Raw genomic sequence first — 22431 nt, forward strand, 5'->3', positions numbered from 1 at the left:
AATTTTTTCTTCCTCTTAATACTTACCAATTGATTCAAATGCTATAAATCTGTTTGTATATTATGTTTTTCACTCAGGTTGAATATGATAGAATTTTCAATAAAAATTAAATAAAACACGTCAAGTTTCGTCGCTTCCGTTCTATACTTTTGCAGTATAACAAAATAAGAAATATGGACAGAGTAACCTTAGAACGAATTGAGAAGCTTCACCCGCTGGTAAGAGATGAAGTGAAGCAGATTGTAAAGGAATGTGATGAAGCACTCACCGGAAGAGCCAAGATACGGATCACTCAAGGGTTAAGATCTTTTGAAGAACAGGAAAAACTTTATGCAATTGGAAGAATTACATCTGGAAAAAAGGTAACCAATGCTAAGGCAGGACAAAGCATACACAATTATGGTCTTGCCGTAGATATTTGTCTGATGATTGACGGAAAAACAGCAAGTTGGGATACCGCAAAAGACTGGGATAATGATAAAGTTGCCGATTGGTATGAGTGTGTAAAGATCTTTGCCCGCCATGGCTGGGACTGGGGCGGAAACTGGAAAACGTTCAAGGATCTTCCCCACTTCGAAAAAAAGAGTATTCCTTCTAAAAAAGGGCCAGTAAAAACCAGCTGGAGAACGCTTTTGAAGATGCCCAGAGACAAGCAGAATTATGTTGTTTTTTAGCTTCCATTTATTTAAAATAAAAAAACGAAACCCACCTAACTCACTGATTTAAAGTTCTATTTTTTTTGATAAATTAATTGAAATCATTTGTAATACGACAAGTTCTGTCGCTTCCCCCATCTATCTTTGCTTTATAAGAAAACACCAGAAAGCAGTCCTAATAATAAGCTGAAACCAATAGACATTTTTTCGGAAATCTATTGGTTTTACTTGTCTAAAGCTGCCAAATGTTTCCTTAAAAAAATGAAAAAATAACATGAAAAAGACAACCATTCTTTCTTTGGACGGGGGCGGAATAAGGGGAATCATCACCTGCATTATTCTACGCTACATAGAAGAACAGCTCCAGTATTATGATAAACCCGCAGCAAAGCTTGGGGATTATTTTGATCTGGTGGCAGGCAGCAGTACCGGAGGTCTGATTGCATCTATTATTCTATGTCCCGACGAAACCCGAAAAGCAAAATATTCTATTCAGAAAGGATTAGAATTGTATGCGGAAAAGGGCGGCGATATCTTCCAGGTTTCCTTTTGGGAAAAGCTGGTTAATCCATTCGGATTATTGAATGAAAAAATTCCACAGGAATCACTTGAAAGGAATTTAAATGACTTTTTTGGAAATTTAGAATTAAAAGAATTAATAAAACCATGTCTAATAACAAGTTACGACATTGAGAACAGAAGAGCAAAGCTTTTCAACTCATGGAAAGCCAACCTCAGCACAGATAACTTCTATGTAAAAGATATATGCAGAGCAACTTCAGCAGCTCCTACGTATTTTAGTCCGGTACAGATCAAATCAATGTATGGACAGATCTTCAGTCTGATTGATGGAGGAATGTTTGCTAATAATCCCGCTCTTTGTGCTTATGCAGAAGCAAGGAAAATTCCTTTTGCAGAAGTTTTGAAAAATCATCAGAAAGCCAACCATCCGAGTGTAAATGATATAATTATTGTTTCTATCGGAACAGGAATTGAAGCCAGACCTTATCCTTTTAAAAAACTGGAAAAAGCCGGAAAAATTGGCTGGGTAAGCCCGATCATTGACATTTTAATGTCTGCCAATGCAGAAACAGTAGATTATCAGCTGGAACAGATGTTTCAGACACTAGGTCTAAGAAATCAGAAAAACTATTACCGTTTAAATCCTTCACTGAAAAATGCTTCTCCAGCAATGGATAATGTAAGAAGATCTAATATTGAGAACCTGATACAAGCTGGATTGGGTTATATTGATGATAACAGAGAAACTTTGAATCAGATTGTTCAAAAACTCATCAAAAACAAAGTATAAGCTCTAAACCTTATAATGACCTAATATAAGCTTTGAAGATTATATTTAAAATTATAAAAATTTTTTTTTAACACGTCAAGTTTTGTCGCTTCACCCCACTATCTTTGGAGTATCAGAAAGACACAAAACAACCATCAATAAAATTTTTAAATAGCCTTTGAATTCAACATTTACCTATGCTGAACAGCCTGAAATATGTTCAAAATATAACAAACATCTTACAACACAAAACATGGAAATAACCAATACCAACATTCTCTTCGATGAAGGCCTCTACACAATAGAATGGAGTGACATTGAAAATACTGAGATGGATTATGAAAACTATCTCAGCGACATTGAAAACTTCTTCAGAGAAGATTTTGAAGAAGCAGTACTTGAAGAAGATACTCTCTAAATAAAACACGACAAGTTCTGACGCTGTCCGACACTATTTTTGAAATCTCTATAATACGCGCACAGCAATCTCATTAAACATTCTCACACCTTTGAATTCACCATTCACAAAATGCTGGACAGCCAGAACTATGTCTGAAAATATAGTAAAAAGTGGAATTTGTTTCCCTAAAAACAGGCCACAACAATCAATGTATTAACCAATAAACCACACAACGTTTTATGAAAACAAAAGAAGAACTCAAACTCTATTTTGAAAATGGAGATATCCCAAAGCAAGAAGACTTTTGGGAATGGCAGGACTCTTACTGGCATAAGGATGAAAAATTAGGCAGTAACTCTCTTCACCTGCCAGCATATGAAGAATTCGTATTTTCTCTTACTGACAATACAGAAATTGTAGGAATTGGGAAAAGAATTGCATTTCCTGAGGGTATTAAAGTTATTGGTACAATACCAGGAGGACCTAGTTTTCAGTATCAGCCAGCGGCAAAAAATATTATTACCTATGTAAATTTTCCAAAGACACTGGAAAGAATAAAATCGGTTGCATTTAGTAACCAATTCATAACCGGAACTTTAAGAATACCCGGATCATGCAAAATAATTGAAGCATCGGCATTTAGCAGTTCAAATTCCAGAGTTTCTGAACTCATCTTAGAAAATGGTATTGAAACCATTGATAATTCTGCTTTTCAACTTACTGGAAATACGACCATTACAGATTTACACATCCCGAAATCAGTTAAATCAGTGGGGCAAAATGCATTCAATATTTCTTCTCTGAAAACAGTTTCTGCTATGAGAGGTTTAGATCTCAGCAATGCTGGTATTCCATCAACAGCAACAATATTATACTATGTAGACCTATAATAATTATTAATATGAAAACAAAACAAGAATTAAAGCTCTATTTTGAAAATGGAGATATCCCAAAACAAGAAGACTTTTGGGAATGGCAGGACTCTTACTGGCATAAGAGTGAGAGAATTTCCGAAAGCTTCATTGAAAACTACGAGAAAGTAGTTCCATTTTTCAATGAGAATGGATTGCTTGGTTCAGCAGTAGTACTTACTATTCCTGTCGCTACAAAAAAAATCCTTTATGGTGCCTTTACTTATACAGGAATGTCATATCAAATCATAAAAGTAATTTTCAACGAGGGGCTTGAAGAAATAGGAGACTCTACTTTTTTGGGACAAAACATTAAAAGTATCAAAACACCTTCGACATTAAAAATAATTAAAGACCAAGCTTTTGCAAATCAAAGCAACGGTATTAATGGACCTGATTCATTAGAAGAAATCATCCTGAATGAAGGCTTAACAACTATTGGAGCACAAGCATTTAATTGCCCCAGGGCTACTGTTATTGAAGATTTATACATTCCAAATACAGTAACATCTGTTGGACAAAGCGCATTTGCAATCCCTTCGTTAAAAACAATTTCTGCTCCTGCAGGACTGGATTTAAGCAATGCAGGAATCCCTGCTACCGCCACAATTACCTATAGATAAAACAAATATGAAAACAAAAGAAGAATTAAAACTCTATTTCGAGAATGGAGATATTCCAAAACAAGAAGATTTTTGGGAATGGCAGGATTCTTATTGGCATAAGAATGAAAAATTAGATAAGACCCATCTCAATTTAACTCCTTATAACGAATTTATTTATTCACCAACAGACAGTGCTGAAGTCACTGGGCTTGATTCAATTATGATTTTTCCTGAAGGAATAAAAATTATTGGAGGATTTAATTTCGCACTTTCATATCAAAATCGCATATCTAAAATTAAGTTCCCAAAATCTTTGGAAAGAATAAAGACAAGAGCATTTAATGGGCAAAATCTGAGAGGAACTTTGACAATTCCAGGGGCATGTAAGACAGTAGAATCGTATGCGTTCGCAACGGGTATTTCTAATGTATCAGAACTCATATTGGAAAATGGCATTGAAACTATTGAAGACGGAGCATTTCAATTACCGGGAAGTTCTATAACATTTTTAGACATTCCTAATTCGGTAAAATTTGTTGGAAAAAATGCATTTGCCATCTCCTCTCTTCAGACTGTAGCAAAACCTATAGGATTGGATATCAGAGACGCAGGAATCCCAGCAACAGCACTTATTCTGGACAGGATCGTAGAAGAATGATGCCCTTTCAGAATACCTTCACGAAAAAGCTATTGTCTAAACTTATTAAAATCAACAAATGAAAACAAAACAAGAATTAAAAAAATATTTCGAAAACGGAGATATTCCAGTACAGGAAGAATTCTGGGAGTGGCAGGATTCTTATTGGCACAAGGATGAAAAAATTCCAGCAGATAAATTAGACTATGATCTCTCTCAAAAAGCAAATGTAAATGCATCTAATCTAAGTCCGCAGAATGCTCAGCTTTGGAAAGATAAAATTGAAACTCAAACAACTATTCAGGCTCCTCAATTGAACGGAAATGCCTTAACTGTGTTTTATACAGGAGAGAATGGTGTTCAGCAAAGTAAATCAGTAGATTTAAGCAGTTTGATCACCCGTGATATCAATATTGAGAATGCGGTATATGATGCTTCTCAAAATATTATTACGATTACCCAAAATGATGGTTCAGCCTTTCACATCAATCTTTCGGAATTCAGTATCATTCCTACGACCAATTCTGATGGAAGCGTAACGTTGTCTCAGGAAGGACAGGAAAAAGTCATTCTGAAAAAAGTAGCCGTAACAGGAAGCTATAATGATCTTTCTGATAAACCAACTTTTAGTGGGAATGATAATTTACAAAATGTCATTGACAGAGGTAACGGAACAACTAAACCTATTATTTTTCAACCGGGCGAAGGAAGAGCAGGTGAAATAAATTTCAGTCCTACAACTTACTCTTTATGGTTCGGAAATATGAATACAGATCATACCGGAACATATGGAATCGGAATCGGATACAATACTTTGCCAAAGCTAACAACAGGGCTAAGTGATATTGCTATAGGAGGGTTTGCAGGTGCAAATTTAACAACAGGAGATTGGAATACTCTTATTGGGGTAAATAGCGGCTCTCTTTTAACTACCGGAAACTATAATGTAATGATAGGAACTGAAGCTGGTAAAAACTCAACATCTGCTCTCTCATGTACTTATGTTGGAGATGAATCAGGTGTTAAAAATATCGATGGAAAATATAATACTGCTTTAGGAGTTGGAGCCGGATACTGGCTTACTCATGGAGTTCAAAATACATTCCTTGGAGCTTATGCCGGTCAGACTCATGGAAAAGTTACTACCTCAGGTGCCTGGGGCTCCAATACTTTTATTGGATATAATGCAGCCTCTACCACTCATGCTATGGGGGTTTGGGGAGATAATAACGTTGTCATCGGCTGTAATGCCCCACTAGGAGGTTCAACATTTAACAAGCTGGTTATTGAATCAAATCCGGTAGCAAGACGTCATGATTTTGTTACGCCTCTAATTGGTGGTGACTTTGCCGCAAGAACACTTGATTTTGATGCTGTTGTTTCTGCAAGAAGAACTCCTCTCGCTGACAACACTTATACAAAAGTAGCTGTTCTGAATGCCGGTAATGTATTTGGATATAAAAACTTATCAGACTTTACTGATTTTGTTCCGCTGACAGGAACACAACAGAATAATCCTTTAACCGGAGCTATTCAATATAAAGGAAATGATACAACAGGTATCAATTCATTCGGATTTCACAGCAGTCATTCAGACACTGAGAAAGCAGGCTTTGATATTGAAGACGATGGTGCATTAACACCACATATGTACTGGATGGGAGGCCAAGATATAAAAACCATACTACGGGTTTACCATAATGATGTTACGGTAGGTTCTAATAGTCCTAATTTCTCTGGGTTAAAAGGAGGAAGCTACTATGGAGATTATTATCAAAATGAAAGCTATATTCAAAAACAATATGCAGACAAACAGCATTCTTATACAACCAAGGAAGAACGAACAGGCGGAAAATGGATCAATGGCAAACCTGTTTACAAAAAAACCTTGTATTTGGATCAGATTCCAAGAACAGGTGAAATCGATTTAAGACCTGAATTCCCAGATCTTGAAACCATTATTTCCAATGAGATGTTTACAGAGTGGGATGATATCAAGGCCGCATTTGCAGGAAATCAATGGCGTACAAAAACCTACATCACCATTGAAAGGGAAAGAGCAATTATTGAACTTATGAATGTCCCTGATTACAATTATTCTCTTATCAACTCATTTACCCTAACTCTTGAATACACTAAAAAAAATGACAGCCCCTTGTAATAGCAGCTCATTAAATAAAGACTAGACACAATAAAAACAAAATATTAAAAATGGCAACAAACGAAACAAATAATAGCGCTCCACAAACCTTATTTAGATTTGTAAGCTTAAGAAATCCTGAATTAACAGAAACTAAAAAAGTAAATCTTGGATTCATTCACAGACCATCACAGCTTACAACTTCTTTTGACACCGCAATTAATCCGGGAAGTACAGCTTTAGAAAAATTCCAGGCATTAGAACGTGCTGCTAAGTCTTTCAATCCTGTAGGCTATCAAAGCGAAATTGAAATTGAAGGTGGTCCTCTTTCTGAAGCACTTAAAATCGGACGAAAAATCGCAAAAAAAGAAGCAATTTCTGTCGCAGATGAAATCACAGCTAAAAATTTATATAATAGTAGCGCTATCCAATCTAAAATGGGAGAAATTTGGGATAACCTTATTTATCAGACTGTTACCCAGGAAAATTTTTATGTAAAAGAAGCCTTAGTTCACATTTTAAGAGCTATTCACTTTGGATATGTTTTTGATTTACCTTCCACACCGGAATTAGTAAAAATCAATGGTGAAGATCTAAAAGCCAAAGCACTGGAAGCAAGAGTTGTGTTACCTATGAAGCTGTTTGGAGATGGATACGAAGGAGAAAGTTCTGCATCAAATCCTTCAGGCAATGCCTTTGAGGTAAATCTCTCTAAAATTGGAGAAGGAATTATCAATGGTACAACTCCCCTTTCATTTTCAGTACAGCAGCAATTAAAAGAAGAAGGAGAAAGAATCTCAGAATTGTCATATCTTACCTTTGAGAAAGATGGGATGTTACAATTGAGGTCTGAACTGGAAGCTACTCAAAAATTATTCTATACTTTAAGGGCAAAAGCATATGATAAGGCCTATAAACAATATATGGATACTTATCAGACAGATATTGAAAAATACAACAACTTGCAGGAGAGTATTAAAGCTCAAATCTCAAAAGGGGGATTAACCCAGGAGCAAATAGATGCTTTGTATGCTTCATTGGAAGCATTAAAAGTTCCGCCGTTCAAATTTGAATATAAAAATGAAATTAATTTTGAAGATCTGAAAGAGAAACTTTCATTGAATTCTTTTAAACTGTTTGTCAATATTTTCACCAAAGTAACCAGCGAAGAAAAGCCTGAGAACGGATTGGATTTCTCAACAATCACTGTTTTAAATGAAAGAAAACTACAGTTAGGAAGAATTGAAGTTTCCATTACTGACGAGTTTGACACGTATCCGGAAATTTTTGAAAAACTGGATGAAGAAACAACTTCAAAAGTTCAGACTTTATTTCAGAAATCACCAGTTAATGAACAGACTTATGCAAGTGTAGGAGGTGTATTGGTACCTGTTGTTGCTTCTTACAGTGTTTCATCCCGAGTTGTTCCAAGATCATACTATTTGAAAACATCGTATGAACCACTATATTCAAGAATGCCTGCAACAACCACATTCTATTATCAGGCTGAAAGCAATGCATGGGGAGCTGCTTCTGTAAGAATCAATGCCAGCACTGATTTTGGATTGTTTGAAGAAAGTTTTTCCAATATTGAAGTCTTAGATGGAAAAGTTGCATTACCTCTGTTCTTAGTTGATAAGTTTGGTAAGTTCATCAGATCCATGGACATTAAAATTTATTTCAATAACGGGAAAGAAGCTTCATTACAGCTTTCTGAAATTGAAATCAACAGAACTTTCACAGGAATCCTTTATACTGAAGAAACAAAAGATGAAACAGGAGATCCATCTGAAGGAAACGGCGGATATAAACCGGGAACATTTATTCCTAAACATTTTGGAGTAAAAAGATTAGGGATTGCTGATTACTTGAAAGTAGTTCAGACAACACACGCTTATGTTCCAGGTGAGGTGACTCATATTGAAAACATCATGGCAAAAGAGTTTAAACAAAAATCGACTCGTAGATTGAGAAGAAGTGAGATCCAAACCACTACTTCCAAGTCTACTGAGAGAGAAACTCTGAGTGATACAACCACCACAACCAGAAATGACATGCAGTCTGAAGTTGCAAATGTTATCCAACAGGATATCAATACTGAGGCACATTTCAGATATGGAGGTATGGGTAAATCTTTTGAAGTGGGAGGAAGCTTTGCTGCCAGAAATTCTAAAGAAAACAGCACAAGACAGGCTATTTCAAAATCTCAGGAAATTACAGAAAAAGCGACCGAAAGAATTCTTACTAAAGTTGCAGAAGAAAGAATTGAAAAAATCATTGAGGAATTTGAAGAAAACAATGCTCATGGTTTTGATAATAGAAACGGAAATAAACATGTAGTAGGAGTTTACAGATGGGTTGATAAGAAAATGAAAAACCAGATCTTCAACTACGGTAAACGTACTATGTTTGAATTTATGGTTCCTGAACCTGCAAGACTTCACACGCTTGCAACCGCTGCTTCAAAATCTGATACATTAACGCCTCCTTTAGATCCTAGAACAGTTACTGGACAATGGAATATGCCAAGCGCTCAAAAAGCTACTCAACAACAGATTGAATACTGGGCAAATTACTATAATGTAAAACTTACTGAGCAGCCAAAATCTCCTATCAATCTTATTCTAGGAAAACAATGGGAAAAAGTAGATGGAAACGGAGAATTCAGACACAGACAAATTGATATCCCTGATAACTATGAAGCAAGTGCTATAAAAATGTTCTACGGTTTTGAGAGGGATTCAAGAGGGAAAAGCGTTTTATATACCAACAATTTTGCCGGAGGCACAATTGCTTTTGAAAACTGGGATCCTTCTGTTGATAGTACCGCTTACTTTACTCCACAGAATGTAACTGGTTTATATGATTTTGTATATAGATGCGAAAATATTGATTCTGTCAATATCGCATTCGAAATCACTTGTAAACTTTCTTCAGCATACATGACATCATGGTTCTTAGAAAACTTCACCGCAATCATCAAAGCTTACGATGAAGCTTATGCCGTCTTTTTGGAGAAAAAAGCAGAAATTGAGAAAAAAGCGAAGGAAGAGGAAGAGCAAAATAAAGAAAAGCTGAACTCAAGCAACTTCTACCGTAACATGGAGTCTGTCATTCTGAAACATAACTGTATTGCTTATTTATTACAGGATTATGCTTCTCTGGGGAAAAACTTCACCAATGGAGCAGAAAGAATGCAGGATTTCAGTATCGTGTTAGGTGAAGATCTTGAACAATATACCGCACTAGCGAAATTCATGGAGCAAGCTTTTGAATGGAGCATTATGGATTATACTTTCTACCCTTATTACTGGGGTGACAAAGCAAAATGGCAGGATATGTATCTGTCTCAAAGTACAGATCCTTTATTCAGAAACTTCCTGCAGGCAGGAATGGCCAGAGTAATTGTAACTGTAAAACCAGGATTTGAAGATGCTGTACAATTCTTCATGTCTACCGGAAGAATCTGGAACGGAGGCGAAGTACCTGTAATCGGAGATCCGATGTATCTGAGTATTGTTGACGAAATGCGTGAACCTGTAGGAATAAAACAAGGAAAAGCATGGATCACTGTACTTCCTACTTCCCTAAATATTTTACAGGAAGATTCCGCTGGATTAAAAACTACTACGGCATTGCCATTCACAAAGGAAAACCCTGAAGATTTCGAAGTTCCTTCAGATGTTGTTATAGAAACTGAATTTTCTATTGTTGACTCTAAATTAAATGCAGGAGACGATAAGTTTGTAGACAAAATTGAACTTAACAACGGATTCCTTGAGTTAACGACAGATGATAATCCTAAAGAAGTTATCGCTTCATTACCATTATCTGAATTAAAGCAGGCATTGCAATAATTCTGTTGAATCATACTTCATGAGGCAGAGTATTTTACTCTGCCTTTTTTATTAATCTTTAAAATTATTAAAAATGAAAAACACAGATTATAAAAATGTCTTTGATGTTGGTGAAGAGGCTTTGTCTATGGATAATAAATTTTCATTTCCTTCAATGCAAAATGCTTTTACCATAGGTGAAAATATCCGAGGAATGAATAATGTGAGTCCGTTGGCAACGGTGAAGATTTTCAATCAGTCAACTGAAGATATACTTAAAAAATATTATCCGGATGGAAATATAACCACCAATGGCAATACCAATATTATAGAAGATATAAATATTACTGTTAAAAATAAATATAAATTCAGCACCTATAATTATTACTTTGACAATAACAGGAACTCAAAATATGGAGATGAAGGAGATCTTCTGGCTTTTAAATTATTATTATTTGTTTCAAATGATGGAAATAAAGTTAGAGAATGCTATGAGACTGTACAGCCCAAAGATGATGAAGTCATTTTATTCCTGGAAAGTGATTCAGGAGAGCTAAGCAAAGATGTTTTATTCGGAAAAATGTCTGCAAAAGTTCGAAAACAATTTACTGATGATCAGGGTAATCTTAAAAGTAATCTCTTCGATAATGAGATTATGAAAGCTGTATTAAAAAATACAGATAGTGTAAATCAGGAAATTGTAGAAGAATTAATGAAGAATGGCTACATCAAAGAAAGTAAAATAAAAAGCGGATTCTTTAGCCTTTTAAGATATGTTATGTTGGGAGTTTCCGCTCCTGCCAAAGCATTAGGCTGGGTATTAAAGAAACTTGGAGAAGGTGTCGACTATTTAAAAATTTCAGATAACTTCTGGGATACTGAGATTGAAGGTTATTTTTTCAAAAAGGACAAATTAACAGAAGCGTTTACAATTCCAACAGAAAAATTAAAATATTTACGCAATCTTTTCACCGATAAAAAAGGATTCGATCTTGCTGATCTTACTCCAAAATTTTTAGATGATTTGATTATCGATCAGCTAGATAGCATTGAAAAATTTATAATCAAATATAATACCTATGTAAAACAACAAATAGAAAAATTCTTCGAACCATCTGACTCACTAGCAGGGTCTTTAAAAGAGAATTTGACTGAAAACATTGCTTTACTTTGTGGAATATGGAACGGCTTGGTAGACTTTGTTGCTTCTACTCTTAAATTCTTTGGAGGTTTGTTAGAAGCACCTTTTGACATTAGCAAAGATTTTCAACATACTTTAGAAATGATAGATAATTTCTGGGATATGCTGGATATGACACTATTTGAAAATCTATGGGAAGCCATAAAAGAAGGTGTAAAAAAAATCAAAGAATATCTTACCAGTAAAGACGGTAATGATTTGAATTGGGTTAGAATTAATTATGCTGCCGGTTTCACCATTTCATTTATAGGTACGTTTTTTATTCCGATAGCAGATACAGCAAAAGTATCTGAAGTTGGAAAGATGGGAGAGATCCTTGCAAAAATTAACTCTGAAATTGGAAAAACAATCTCTCAAACTACTAAATTTGTAAAAATCCAAACTGCTGAAGCTTATCAAAAAGTAAGCAAAGCCCTAGAAGATCTCATACTTCTGATTAAAGAAGGAGGAAAGAAATTACAGGATTTTGTAAATAATCTTTGGAAAAAAATCGCAGATTGGTTTTCAAATAATAAAAAACTACTTCTTTATGAAGGTGCGGGAAATGAAATTAGAAGTACCTTAGTAAAAATAGTGGATATAGCGTCTGATATTGCACCTGCTGAAATTCTTGAATACGAAAAGAAGATTTTTGAGTTTGCAGATGAATATGCGGGAATTAAGAAATCCACAGGAGAAATGATTGAAGGTATTACAAGTGGAAAACGTAAGGAAGTAGATTTGACTCCTCATTCTGAACATTTACCAGGGTCAATAGTTACACATAATCACCCTGCAGGAAGCAGTTTAAGTACCGGAGATATTAGAGCATTTTTATTTAATCAAATAAAAGAACTTAGAGCCATATCGGCAACCGACAAAAGTGTATTTGTGTTAAAATATGTAGGAGAACCACTAACTACGACGGAGATTAGACTTCTTATAAAGGAAATAGTAAAAGCTAAAAATGAGAAAAAAATGTTTTCGGCAACTCTCTCCGATAATTCTTTAGAAGTTGCAGATCTCTATATTGAACAGCTTATGAAATTAAAAAACAGGGTTGAATATATTCATTATAAAAAATTATAAAATGATAACAAAAAAAGATTATGATGTGTTATATTATGTAACACCAAAACAATACAGAGCTATTGTATTAGATCAACAAAAGTATGATCCCAAAGCAATGGAGAATTTAAATAAAGAAGAGATATTGGAAGAATTATTATTAAAATGCTCTCTCTCTGAATTAATTTCTACTTTAATACTAATTTTTAAGGAAAAGTATGCAAATCCTTTACCTATCTGGACAGGAATTGTAGATTATGACATGAAAACAAAAAAAGAATCATCAAAAAGAAAAGATATCAAAAAAATACAATTCGATTTTAAAGATGGAGTAAAAACTGACTTCGGAGGAAATACTGAATATTTGGACAACTTATTGATGGAGTTCCAAACGCCTTCTCAGGTGTTTAAAGACATTGTAAAAACTCATTTACAAGGAAAATCATTTACAGAAAATGAACAAAATAACAAAACAACTTTTGTTATTTCCAATAGCCCTATTTCAAAAATAGAAGTTACACCCAGCACGTTTCATTTATTCATAAATAAGAGTTCTTTCATAGATTACGGGCAATAAGTTTATAATAAAAACAGGTTGTGCAAAAAATCATGACAATAGAATATCTAAAAAAACTAAAAGAAAACCCAACAATTAACAGACGAACAATTAAGGGAGTTTCCGAAGACGCAATAAAAAAAATAGAGAAAAGGCTGAATGTAAAGTTTCCTCTTGTTTATAAAGAATTTTTATATCTCGCGGGAGATTATACTGGTGGTTTGAGACTTGCTGAAGGCAATAGCAGTATAGATATGCTGGTGAAAGATGATGTAAGAAAAAGACTGGAGAAATCAATAGAACAGTTTCAAATACCGATCAACAAGCCTTTTTGGGTAATCTCAGAGAAAGATGGATTTCAGCAGTTTTTCTTCTTCTATCTTAACGAGGGAACAGAAAATCCCGCTGTATGGTTCACTACTTACGGAGAAGATGATGAAGATCCTAATATACTTATCAAACTAAATGATACTTTCAGTCAATTTGTTGATGAATTGGTAGATAAATCCATTTTGTTTGCCCAAAGAGGATATTAACTTTTAGGCTAAATAATTTAAGAACATTATAAATAATCTTTAATCTTTAAAGGTAACTTACAGTTACCTTTTCTATTTTTATACCAAGATGTTGTAAATAAATTGATAGAAAACTTTGGTGATAGGGTAGAATATATTCATTATAAAACATTATAAATTATGATAACAGATAAAGATTTAGAAATTTTATTTTATACTACTCCTGAAAAGTACAGATTAACTGCACTTGATCAGGAAATACATGATCCTAATACATTGGAAAATATGAATAAAGAAGAACATTTGGAAGAATTGTTATTACAATGTTCTTTAAATGATTTATTGGCAACCATTATCAAAGTATTCAAAAATAAATATGCAAATCCACTACCTATCTGGACAGGAATTGTAGATTATGACATGAAAACAAAAAAAGAATCATCAAAAAGAAAAGATATCAAAAAAATACAATTCGATTTTAAAGATGGTGTAAAAACTGACTTCGGAGGAAATACTGAATATTTGGACAACTTAGTTATAGAGTTCCAAACGCCTTCTCAGGTGTTTAAAGATATTGTAAAAACGCATTTACAAGGGAAATCATTTACAGAAAATGAACAAAATAATAAAACAACTTTTATTATTTCCAATAGCCCCATTTCAAAGATAGAAGTTACAACCAGTATGTTTCACTTATTCATAAATAAGAATTCTTTCATAGATTACGGACAATAAGTTTAGAACAAAAAATAAAACACGACACGTTTTGTCGCATTAAGCATATATATTTGTCTTATAAAATTCACCATGAAACGCAGCATTGCTGCACTATAAAAATAGACAAATGAAAAAAGATTTTTATCTGACAAGATATGCCTTAATTATAAAAAGATTAGAAAGTTCTCCGGCAACTTATTCTCAGCTGGAGGACTATCTTTTAAACTCTTTTGAATTTCAGGATGCAGACATCAAGAGTTATTCTATCCGTACCCTGCAGAGGGATATCCGTGAGATTTCCGATCTTTTTAATCTCTCCATTCACAACAAGAAAAAGGGGGACAACCGATATTACATCGAAAGCCGCCCGATCATGGAAGTGGATGAATACAACCAAAAGTTACTCGAATCTTTTCAGGTGAGCAATGCCATGAATACCCACCCCGATTTCGCAGATTTTATATTTTTTGAAAGCCGGAAGCCAACGGGTGTGGAAAATTTTTATGACCTCTTTTTCGCCATCCGAAATAAAAGGGTTGTAAGCTTTGAACATTACAATTACAAAAACAAACTGATGACCTCCAGAAAAGTTCATCCTTTAGCTTTAAAAGAATCCAAAGACAGATGGTATCTTATCGCCATTGATACAAAAGATAAAGTGTTAAAATCATTCGGACTGGATAGAATCAACTATCTGGATGTAGCTAAAAACCAGTTCAAAGAAAAGTATAAATACAATTTCAGAGAGCATTTTAAAAATGCATTCGGAGTCATGAATCTGACGGAGCAGAAACCACAGAATATTGTATTGAAATGCAGCCGTCATCAGGGTGAATATATCAAAAGTTTTCCTCTTCATCAATCGCAGAAAGAAACCAAAGAAACGCCGGAAGAGATCTATTTTGAGTTCTTTCTACATCCTACTTATGATTTTATGCAGGAGATTCTTTCTTTTGGAAAAGAAGTTACTGTTCTGGAACCTAAAGGTTTAGTTGATGACATCCGAAATCATTTGCAGGAATCTTTGAACCGCTATCTTGAAAGCTGATTATAAAAAATAAATTTCATATTTTTTGTTATATTTACATAAATATCTCCTTATTGAAAACGTTATTCATTGGCATCACCTGTTTTATTTCTTCCTTTTTACTATCACAGCAGAAAGAAGAGTTCAGGCTTGTAAAAAACTATTACAACCAGCATAGAAATATGCTGAATAAAGAGTTCAAAAAAAAGTTTGATTCCGAATCCAATACGGTAAAAAAAGGAGCAATAAAAGGAGATTTTCTTTTTTTCATGAAGAAAATGGACAGCATTGAAAACAATGCGCTGATCGGAGCTTTATTGAAAGTAAGAAACCTGGAAGACCTCCAAACCATCAAAAATCCTACATTAACCTCATCTGAAAAGTTTTCAATAGCAGAAAAGATTGCAGATTATCCCGGAGGGCTTAATTCTTTGAGGCAGGAAGTGGCCAATCTGCTGTATGTTGACGGTGTCTATTCTGTAGAAAAAATGATAAAGACAGATGTTGATTTTATTGTAGAAAAAGATGGAACAGTCAGCAATGTTCATGCACAGGGCGATAATTTCACCTTCAACAGACAGGCAGAAATTGCATTATATTCTCTGGCAGAAAAATTTTCTCCTGCAATGATAAAAGGAGCTCCTACTACCTATTATTTTAAACTTCCTTTAACTTTAACGATAACCGATTAAATGTTTACTGACGAATATTACATGAAAATGGCTTTACAGGAAGCAGAAGCCGCACTGGAAAAAGATGAGGTTCCTATTGGCTGTATTGTGGTTTCCAATAACCGGATTATTGCAAGAGCCCACAATCTTACCGAAACACTTAATGATGTTACCGCTCATGCAGAAATGCAGGCCATCACCTCAGCAGCCAATTTCCTTGGCGGAAAGTATCTGAAAGACTGCACATTGTATGTAACGATGGAACCATGTATCATGTGCTCTGGTGCACTTTCCTGGTCTCAGATTTCAAAAGTAGTAATTGGTGCACGGGATGAACAAAGGGGATTTATCAATAAACATCTTTCTCTGCATCCGAAAACCGAAATTATCACAGGGATTATGGAAGCCGAATGTTCTTCTATTGTTAAAGATTTTTTTAAAAGTAAAAGATAAACCTTTCAAAAAAGGCAGAGAATAGTAAAAATATCCTCTGCCTTTTGTTTTTATAGAATCCGGAATGTATTGATATTCCTTTGAATCAGTTTTTAAAAATAGAATATCTCACGATATCAAAATATTCTCCATCTTTTTTTATTTCGTGTTTTAAAACAGCCTCCTGCTCCATTCCTATCTTCTCCATTATTCTTCCAGATGCCGGATTGTGAAGAAAATGGGTAGCAAAAATTTTATGGAACTCCATTTTTTTGAAACCGAAATCTACGATTGCTTTTGCGGCTTCAGTTACATATCCTTTATTCCAGTAGGCCATTCCTATCCAGTACCCCATTTCTGCTTTATCATCTTCCCGGTCATGAAGACCAATAGCTCCAATGATATGCCCTTCTTTATTACGGATCCCAAAAGTATAGCCACTATGATTTTCAAAAGCTTCTTTTGACATTTTCAACCAGGATATAGCATCATTTTCTGTATAAGGATAAGGAATATTGGAGGTAAGGTCAGAATAAATCCTATGCTGAAGATATTCAACAATAAAAGGAACATCCTTCTCTTCCAGCTGTGAAAGAATAAGTCTTTCGGTTTCTATTATGGGAAATTTTTCCATTCTATTAAAATTAAAGTTGAGAGTAAGAGTATAACCTGAAGCAAGTCCAGCCTAAATCTTTTATTATAAATCTTTCCCCAGGAAATAAAGACCTTTCAATGTATGAAGCCTGTCCATCACATGAATCTTATCCGTAAGAGGTTTATAGACATGGGAAACGCCTCCCGTCGCCACTACAAAACAATCGTCATTTACCTCTTCATTGATGCGGTTCACAAAACCTTCTACCATTCCCAGGAAGCCATACACCATTCCACTTTGCATGCAGGTTACGGTATCCAATCCCAAAACAGTTTTTGGCTTTTTCAGTTCAATATCCGGAAGCTGTGCAGTTTGGTTGATCAACGAATTTAAGGAAGTAACAATTCCCGGAGCAATAATCACTCCCAAAGTCTCTCCTGTTTCTGCCACACAACTGGCTGTAAGAGCTGTTCCAAAATCGATGACAATCTTTTTCCTGTTCGGGTACAGATTGTGTGCCGCCACAAGGTTTGCATAGATATCTGTTCCCATCTGCTTAGATTTTGCCTGAACCTCTGAAGGAGTTGCCCGGTCAACAATCACGGGAGTAACTCCATGAATCTTTTTGATCCCGGAACTCATTACTTTGGTAAGCTGAGGGACTACTGACCCAATAATTACTTTATCAATTTCCGTTGGCTCAATTTTATAGGTTTGATAAAGCATCAGCATCTGTACATAAAGTTCATCTGCCGTCCTGTAAGGTTTTGTATTGATTACCCACGAAATATCACAATTATCACCATTGAAAAGACCAAATCTGATATTGCTGTTTCCTACGTTTATTACAATTGAATTCATTGACATATTTTTCAGAAGAAATTCATTACTCTATAATTGAAATTCCTGCTTAATTTTGAGGGACTAAATTTAATGATTTTAAGAAAAAGAACCTGCCATTATAAAACTAAATTACAATGACACACTTATTTTTTCTTTCTTTGAAACAAATCAGTATATTTAATTGCAAAACATTATTCAAAACAACTCATGAAAAAACTGATCCTCGGTACTTTATTATGCCTTAGTGTCTCTATTTTTGCGCAGTCTGGCTCTGCAATAACAACCGTTTTTCAAAAAATAAAAAATCTGTCAAAAATTGACCCTAATGATAAAGTAGTTTATGATCTGATGGAGGAGCTTTATCAAAAGAATCTTCAGGCTGAAAATGACGAAATGACTCCTGAGTTTATGCATAAAATGGAAAAAGCCGTCTCTGATACTGACACCAAAAATATGCACTTATTATATCTTCTCCTGATGTATCAGCAGCATATCAGCCAGGCAGTAACAAAAGGAACAAGTCCCAATCCTGAATTTCAGATTGAAATCATGAGTCTTCTGGAAAATGAAACAAAAGATGTGTATGGAAAAATCCCGGCAATCATTTACATTTTTAAAGCTGAAGCCTTAGATGGAGGTCAAAAAAAAGAGGAAGCAAAAATAACCGTTGCAAGCGGGTTAAAGGAATATCCTGATTCTGTTCCTTTAAAGGTTTATAGCTATTTGAACACGAAAGATGAAACCTTGAGGCAGGATCTTATCAAAAATCATCCGAATCATTGGATGGTACTGCAATTCGGAATAAAATAAAAAAAATCCACAGACTCATCTGTGGATTTTTTTATCTGTGATATAATTATTTTACTTCAACAAAATTATTCTCCATGTTTACATCTGCAATTCTCTGGCTGAAATCAATTCCCAAGACAGACAACTGAGATTTGGTGTAAGGAATGGTAAGAGTATATTCTTTCTGTGTCCAAGGCCAGTAAGGCATTGTTTTAAAATCACCGTAGATATCCTTCTCTTTCCATGTATGAGTCATATTCAATGGAATCTGGTAAGTCACTATTTTCTTATCCGTTGTCATCACTCCGAAATCTATCGGCATTGGAACCTGACCATCGTTGATTAAGGTAATGGTTGTAGATTTTGCATCATATTTTACATCCTTTATTCCGTAATCTATCGTCTTTGTCGTATTGATCCAATAATTATGGAACCACTTCAGATCCATCCCGGAAACTTTCTGTGCAATGTGAAGAAAATCTCTGTCTGAAGGATGCTTCATGCTCCACTGGTCATAATACTGTTTTAAGGTTTCAGCAAGATTCTGTTCACCCATAATGTATCCAAGCTGCACCAGGTATAATTCCCCTTTTACATAAGATGCATACGTGTAAGCCGTTCCGTTATCATGGTGGTCTCCTAGCCAGACAGCAGGTTCTTCGATTCCTTTTTTAATAAACTTTCTGTAAGCATCCAATCTTTCAACAAAAGGATTCGGCAAATCTTCAGGGAATAGCTGATACATGGTATATCCTTCTGCATAGCTTGTAAAACCTTCATCCATCCATGGACGTACAGATTCATTGGTAGCCAGCATCTGCTGATACCATGAGTGAGATCCTTCGTGAGCCATTAGCCCCAGTAAATCTTTAACATTTTTCGCTTCACCTAAAATCATGGTACACATTCCGTATTCCATTCCGCCATCACCTCCCTGAATGAATGCATAGGTAGGATACACATATTTTCCAAAGTGAGCATTCATGATCTGGAAATACTTGGTGATATAAGGCTGTGATTCGCTCCATGCTTTTGTTTTGTCATTTTTCTGGTATACCAAATATACTTTCGGACCTTCAGGAACATCAAAACTTTCTACAGAATAATCTCTGTCTGCACTCCAGGCAAAATCAAGAATGTTTTTTGCAGTCCATTTCCAGATTGCTTTTTTGTCTTTCTCGGTTTTTATTTTAGCATTGGTATCATACCCTTTTACTTCTGTTGGATTCTCAAGAATACCTCCTGCTCCTACAACATAATCTTTGTTGATTTTAATAGTAACATCAAAGTCTGAGAACGGCGCATGAAATTCTCTTCCCAGATAATCAAAAGTTGCCCAGCCGTCATAATCATACTCTGCAATTTTCGGATACCATTGCGTCATCGTCATATCTACACCTTCCCTATTGTTTCTGCCGCTTCTTCTGATCTGCTGAGGAATCACAGAATCCCAGTCCATCGTAAAAGTAGTGGTAGAATTCGGTTTGATAGGCTCTGCCAGGTATACTTTCATAATGGTTTCCTGAACTTCAAACTTCAGGTCTTTCCCATTTTGCTTGATCCAGTGGATATTCTGAGCTCCTTCCTGATCTTTAGGAATGGAAGCCAATCTTGAGATACCATCTTTCTGCAGTCTTCCGTCACCATTTTTGCCTTGGGAAGCTACTCTTTGATCCATCATAGAATTAGGTTTAAAAGCATTCCAATATAGATGGAAATAAACCACATTCAGCTCATCTGGTGAATTGTTGGTGTATTCTAAAGTCTGTTTTCCCTGATAGGTAAATTTTTCAGCATTGACATCAATATCCATCTTGTACCTCGCAGCCTGCTGATAATAAGCTCCTTGCTGAGCCTGAAATTGTGAAATGATAAACGCAAAAATGATTGCAGCCGATTTTCTCATTTAAAATTTTATTTTTTTTAAAGGTAGGTAATTTAAATAAGACCCTCAAATAGGAGTTATTCTGAGATTTTATTCTGTTTAATATGGTTTTAGATAGATTTTAATCAGAATTGTTAAAATAGAAATTTATAAAGATGAGGTGATTGATTATATGAGCTGCCAATAGCACAGATTTTCATAGGTGATTTTGATAGTATGATAATTGGCGTTTCTACTTATTTTTCAACAGTTTTTTGATTAAAGTAATCTGTCCCAGATGATAGTAGCAATGCTCAATCATTCCGTCAATATTTCTTTGGTAAGTTCCGTATTTTTCATCTACAAAAACCTCATCAAGTTTAGCATCTGGCATCTGTTCCAGCAACATTGCAAAATTTTCAGAATCTGACCAAAGTTTATTCAACAAATCTTCCCATTGTTTTTGAGACTCTATGGGAGGAAGATCAAAACTGAATTTGTCTTTGATCTCGAGACCACCGCCTTCAAAAACATTGACAATGCCTGCAATATAATAATCGATATGAAAAGTGAGCATAGCAATGGTATTTAAAGAATCTATCTTCTTCACCGCCTGTTCCCAGGTAACATCTGAAAGCTGGTCTTTAAAATTGGTATTGGCAATCCAGAGACCATCAAGCAGGACTTCTCTGAATCTTTTTGATAATTCTGACACTGAACTCATGGGCAAGCTATTTATTTTTCTAAAGATAAGTAATTGGATAATAATTTCTAAGATCCATAGACTTTGTAGATATCAAAAAAATGTCAGCTTTTAGAAAACTGACATTTGTATTGGGGAATCATGGTGACAGCATTCAATACTCTTATGAAATCATAATACTGATTATTTACGAATTTGTTACGTAGAAAATTTTCTTCCACTTTGTGATTGTATTTCTGCTAAGGTTAAAATAACTCGCCAGCTCAAGGTTATTCATATTATTCTTTTTTTGAAAGTCCAGTATTTTCAGAATCGCAGATTTACCATAAGAGCGGTGTTTCTGATTAAGATTTTCTATCTTTTTATCTGCTTTTCCAAATATTTTCTGATTAAGCGTTATGATATCTATTTCTGATAGATTTTCTTTTTGCAGTAAAGGAAGACACGCTGCTTTTTTCTCAGGATATTTGGCGTCAAGAATATCCATGAAGATTTGCTGATAATTGATAGTAGATTTTTTCATAGTAATTTTTTAGGCTTAAGCTTAAATATTTGTTGTTTTTCTATATTTTTCTATCCATTTGTAAAGGGTTGTTTTAGGTATTCTGTAATCGTCTATTACCTGAAATTTTGTTTTCTTTCCACTTTCAATAAGCTCAAGGACAAAATCTATGATTTCTCTAGTGTAAATATTCTTCCTGAATTGAGGAAGGGATGTCTTTTTGTGGTTGCTCTTTTCAGAAGAGGGCGGGGCATATAATATCAGATGCTGTGTATAAATTCTAAAAAAATCGTATTCCAAAAGCTTGCTCCAACGGAGTAGAACCTCAGCATCTAAACTTTCGGCTTCATACATCTTGTTTATTTCTTCCTTTGAACATTTCATAAAGCTACAGATACGGGATATGTCCGTTCCACATTCTGTAATTCTTTTTTCAATCATCTTTCCTATATGTATTTCCTTAAAATTTGTCATTGTACAGCTTTTTAGATTA

22 protein-coding genes are annotated in these 22431 nt (G+C 34.7%); 16 read left to right on the top strand and 6 right to left on the bottom strand.

Annotation, left to right across the window (positions count from 1 at the left end; translation table 11 throughout):
- Positions 1-173: 173 nt before the first annotated feature.
- The 15 genes from AC57AW_RS05345 (at position 174) to AC57AW_RS05415 (ending at position 16663) form a co-directional block, all read left to right on the top strand.
- Complete coding sequence (locus tag AC57AW_RS05345; RefSeq protein WP_496351086.1) at positions 174-674, top strand: M15 family metallopeptidase; 501 nt, start codon at positions 174-176, stop codon at positions 672-674.
- 256 nt (positions 675-930) lie between these two features.
- Positions 931-1968 (top strand): patatin-like phospholipase family protein, encoded by a 1038-nt coding sequence (locus tag AC57AW_RS05350; protein ID WP_496351087.1) that lies wholly within the window; start codon positions 931-933, stop codon positions 1966-1968.
- Positions 1969-2200: 232 nt separating this feature from the next.
- Positions 2201-2365: a hypothetical protein gene (locus AC57AW_RS05355; RefSeq protein WP_496351088.1), complete on the top strand. Its 165-nt coding sequence runs from the start codon at positions 2201-2203 to the stop codon at positions 2363-2365.
- A 221-nt stretch (positions 2366-2586) separates the two neighbouring features.
- Positions 2587-3237: a leucine-rich repeat domain-containing protein gene (locus AC57AW_RS05360; protein WP_496351089.1), complete on the top strand. Its 651-nt coding sequence runs from the start codon at positions 2587-2589 to the stop codon at positions 3235-3237.
- Between the two features lie 11 nt (positions 3238-3248).
- Positions 3249-3881, top strand: a complete 633-nt coding sequence (locus tag AC57AW_RS05365; RefSeq protein WP_496351090.1) for a leucine-rich repeat domain-containing protein — start codon at positions 3249-3251, stop codon at positions 3879-3881.
- A gap of 7 nt (positions 3882-3888) precedes the next feature.
- Positions 3889-4521: a leucine-rich repeat domain-containing protein gene (locus AC57AW_RS05370; protein WP_496351091.1), complete on the top strand. Its 633-nt coding sequence runs from the start codon at positions 3889-3891 to the stop codon at positions 4519-4521.
- A gap of 58 nt (positions 4522-4579) precedes the next feature.
- Positions 4580-6661: a hypothetical protein gene (locus AC57AW_RS05375; RefSeq protein ID WP_496351092.1), complete on the top strand. Its 2082-nt coding sequence runs from the start codon at positions 4580-4582 to the stop codon at positions 6659-6661.
- A 50-nt stretch (positions 6662-6711) separates the two neighbouring features.
- Complete coding sequence (locus tag AC57AW_RS05380; RefSeq protein ID WP_496351093.1) at positions 6712-10497, top strand: hypothetical protein; 3786 nt, start codon at positions 6712-6714, stop codon at positions 10495-10497.
- Positions 10498-10570: 73 nt separating this feature from the next.
- On the top strand, positions 10571-12745 hold the full coding sequence (locus tag AC57AW_RS05385; RefSeq protein ID WP_496351094.1) for a zincin-like metallopeptidase toxin domain-containing protein: 2175 nt from the start codon (positions 10571-10573) through the stop codon (positions 12743-12745).
- Position 12746: 1 nt separating this feature from the next.
- Positions 12747-13301 carry a hypothetical protein gene (locus AC57AW_RS05390; protein WP_496351095.1) on the top strand — a complete coding sequence of 185 codons (555 nt, stop codon included), beginning with the start codon at positions 12747-12749 and terminating at the stop codon, positions 13299-13301.
- Positions 13302-13333: 32 nt separating this feature from the next.
- Entirely contained in the window at positions 13334-13816 is a 483-nt protein-coding gene (locus AC57AW_RS05395) for an SMI1/KNR4 family protein (protein WP_496351096.1), read from the top strand.
- A 159-nt stretch (positions 13817-13975) separates the two neighbouring features.
- Positions 13976-14530, top strand: coding sequence for a hypothetical protein (locus AC57AW_RS05400; RefSeq protein WP_496351097.1), 555 nt, complete (start codon positions 13976-13978; stop codon positions 14528-14530).
- Between the two features lie 109 nt (positions 14531-14639).
- Positions 14640-15560, top strand: coding sequence for a helix-turn-helix transcriptional regulator (locus tag AC57AW_RS05405; RefSeq protein WP_318847454.1), 921 nt, complete (start codon positions 14640-14642; stop codon positions 15558-15560).
- A gap of 53 nt (positions 15561-15613) precedes the next feature.
- A complete protein-coding gene (locus AC57AW_RS05410; RefSeq protein WP_496351098.1) occupies positions 15614-16231 on the top strand; it encodes a hypothetical protein in 618 nt (205 codons plus the stop codon).
- Positions 16232-16663 (top strand): nucleoside deaminase, encoded by a 432-nt coding sequence (locus AC57AW_RS05415; protein ID WP_496351099.1) that lies wholly within the window; start codon positions 16232-16234, stop codon positions 16661-16663.
- A gap of 85 nt (positions 16664-16748) precedes the next feature.
- Here AC57AW_RS05415 and AC57AW_RS05420 read toward each other — a convergent pair whose 3' ends face one another.
- Entirely contained in the window at positions 16749-17276 is a 528-nt protein-coding gene (locus tag AC57AW_RS05420) for a GNAT family N-acetyltransferase (protein WP_496351100.1), read from the bottom strand.
- Between the two features lie 63 nt (positions 17277-17339).
- Positions 17340-18098: a type III pantothenate kinase gene (locus AC57AW_RS05425; RefSeq protein WP_318847459.1), complete on the bottom strand. Its 759-nt coding sequence runs from the start codon at positions 18096-18098 to the stop codon at positions 17340-17342.
- A gap of 189 nt (positions 18099-18287) precedes the next feature.
- Here AC57AW_RS05425 and AC57AW_RS05430 point away from each other — a divergent pair, with 189 nt between their 5' ends.
- Complete coding sequence (locus AC57AW_RS05430; RefSeq protein ID WP_496351101.1) at positions 18288-18890, top strand: hypothetical protein; 603 nt, start codon at positions 18288-18290, stop codon at positions 18888-18890.
- Between the two features lie 46 nt (positions 18891-18936).
- On the opposite strand, the gene AC57AW_RS05435 is transcribed toward AC57AW_RS05430, so the two are convergent.
- The 4 genes from AC57AW_RS05435 to AC57AW_RS05450 form a co-directional block, all read right to left on the bottom strand.
- Positions 18937-20775 (bottom strand): M1 family metallopeptidase, encoded by a 1839-nt coding sequence (locus AC57AW_RS05435; RefSeq protein WP_496351102.1) that lies wholly within the window; start codon positions 20773-20775, stop codon positions 18937-18939.
- Between the two features lie 211 nt (positions 20776-20986).
- The gene (locus AC57AW_RS05440; RefSeq protein ID WP_496351103.1) at positions 20987-21457 is read right to left on the bottom strand and encodes a DinB family protein; all 471 of its coding nucleotides are present in this window, start codon (positions 21455-21457) and stop codon (positions 20987-20989) included.
- Positions 21458-21623: 166 nt separating this feature from the next.
- The gene (locus AC57AW_RS05445) at positions 21624-21959 is read right to left on the bottom strand and encodes a helix-turn-helix domain-containing protein (RefSeq protein WP_496351104.1); all 336 of its coding nucleotides are present in this window, start codon (positions 21957-21959) and stop codon (positions 21624-21626) included.
- Positions 21960-21980: 21 nt separating this feature from the next.
- Complete coding sequence (locus tag AC57AW_RS05450; RefSeq protein WP_496351105.1) at positions 21981-22412, bottom strand: transposase; 432 nt, start codon at positions 22410-22412, stop codon at positions 21981-21983.
- Positions 22413-22431: the final 19 nt, after the last annotated feature.

Source organism: Chryseobacterium sp. BGA-UO-ETr-SB22 (assembly GCF_059567885.1).

Excerpts from the sequence above, each read along its gene's own strand:
- AC57AW_RS05445 (WP_496351104.1), bottom strand. The coding sequence starts at position 21,959 with ATGAAAAAATCTACTATCAATTATCAGCAAATCTTCATGGATATTCTT.
- AC57AW_RS05395 (WP_496351096.1), top strand. The coding sequence starts at position 13,334 with ATGACAATAGAATATCTAAAAAAACTAAAAGAAAACCCAACAATTAAC.
- AC57AW_RS05430 (WP_496351101.1), top strand. The coding sequence starts at position 18,288 with ATGAAAAAACTGATCCTCGGTACTTTATTATGCCTTAGTGTCTCTATT.
- AC57AW_RS05380 (WP_496351093.1), top strand. The coding sequence starts at position 6,712 with ATGGCAACAAACGAAACAAATAATAGCGCTCCACAAACCTTATTTAGA.
- AC57AW_RS05415 (WP_496351099.1), top strand. The coding sequence starts at position 16,232 with ATGTTTACTGACGAATATTACATGAAAATGGCTTTACAGGAAGCAGAA.
- AC57AW_RS05350 (WP_496351087.1), top strand. The coding sequence starts at position 931 with ATGAAAAAGACAACCATTCTTTCTTTGGACGGGGGCGGAATAAGGGGA.
- AC57AW_RS05425 (WP_318847459.1), bottom strand. The coding sequence starts at position 18,098 with ATGAATTCAATTGTAATAAACGTAGGAAACAGCAATATCAGATTTGGT.
- AC57AW_RS05405 (WP_318847454.1), top strand. The coding sequence starts at position 14,640 with ATGAAAAAAGATTTTTATCTGACAAGATATGCCTTAATTATAAAAAGA.
- AC57AW_RS05360 (WP_496351089.1), top strand. The coding sequence starts at position 2,587 with ATGAAAACAAAAGAAGAACTCAAACTCTATTTTGAAAATGGAGATATC.
- AC57AW_RS05435 (WP_496351102.1), bottom strand. The coding sequence starts at position 20,775 with ATGAGAAAATCGGCTGCAATCATTTTTGCGTTTATCATTTCACAATTT.
- AC57AW_RS05370 (WP_496351091.1), top strand. The coding sequence starts at position 3,889 with ATGAAAACAAAAGAAGAATTAAAACTCTATTTCGAGAATGGAGATATT.
- AC57AW_RS05400 (WP_496351097.1), top strand. The coding sequence starts at position 13,976 with ATGATAACAGATAAAGATTTAGAAATTTTATTTTATACTACTCCTGAA.
- AC57AW_RS05365 (WP_496351090.1), top strand. The coding sequence starts at position 3,249 with ATGAAAACAAAACAAGAATTAAAGCTCTATTTTGAAAATGGAGATATC.
- AC57AW_RS05375 (WP_496351092.1), top strand. The coding sequence starts at position 4,580 with ATGAAAACAAAACAAGAATTAAAAAAATATTTCGAAAACGGAGATATT.
- AC57AW_RS05390 (WP_496351095.1), top strand. The coding sequence starts at position 12,747 with ATGATAACAAAAAAAGATTATGATGTGTTATATTATGTAACACCAAAA.
- AC57AW_RS05450 (WP_496351105.1), bottom strand. The coding sequence starts at position 22,412 with ATGACAAATTTTAAGGAAATACATATAGGAAAGATGATTGAAAAAAGA.
- AC57AW_RS05440 (WP_496351103.1), bottom strand. The coding sequence starts at position 21,457 with ATGAGTTCAGTGTCAGAATTATCAAAAAGATTCAGAGAAGTCCTGCTT.
- AC57AW_RS05420 (WP_496351100.1), bottom strand. The coding sequence starts at position 17,276 with ATGGAAAAATTTCCCATAATAGAAACCGAAAGACTTATTCTTTCACAG.
- AC57AW_RS05355 (WP_496351088.1), top strand. The coding sequence starts at position 2,201 with ATGGAAATAACCAATACCAACATTCTCTTCGATGAAGGCCTCTACACA.
- AC57AW_RS05345 (WP_496351086.1), top strand. The coding sequence starts at position 174 with ATGGACAGAGTAACCTTAGAACGAATTGAGAAGCTTCACCCGCTGGTA.
- AC57AW_RS05385 (WP_496351094.1), top strand. The coding sequence starts at position 10,571 with ATGAAAAACACAGATTATAAAAATGTCTTTGATGTTGGTGAAGAGGCT.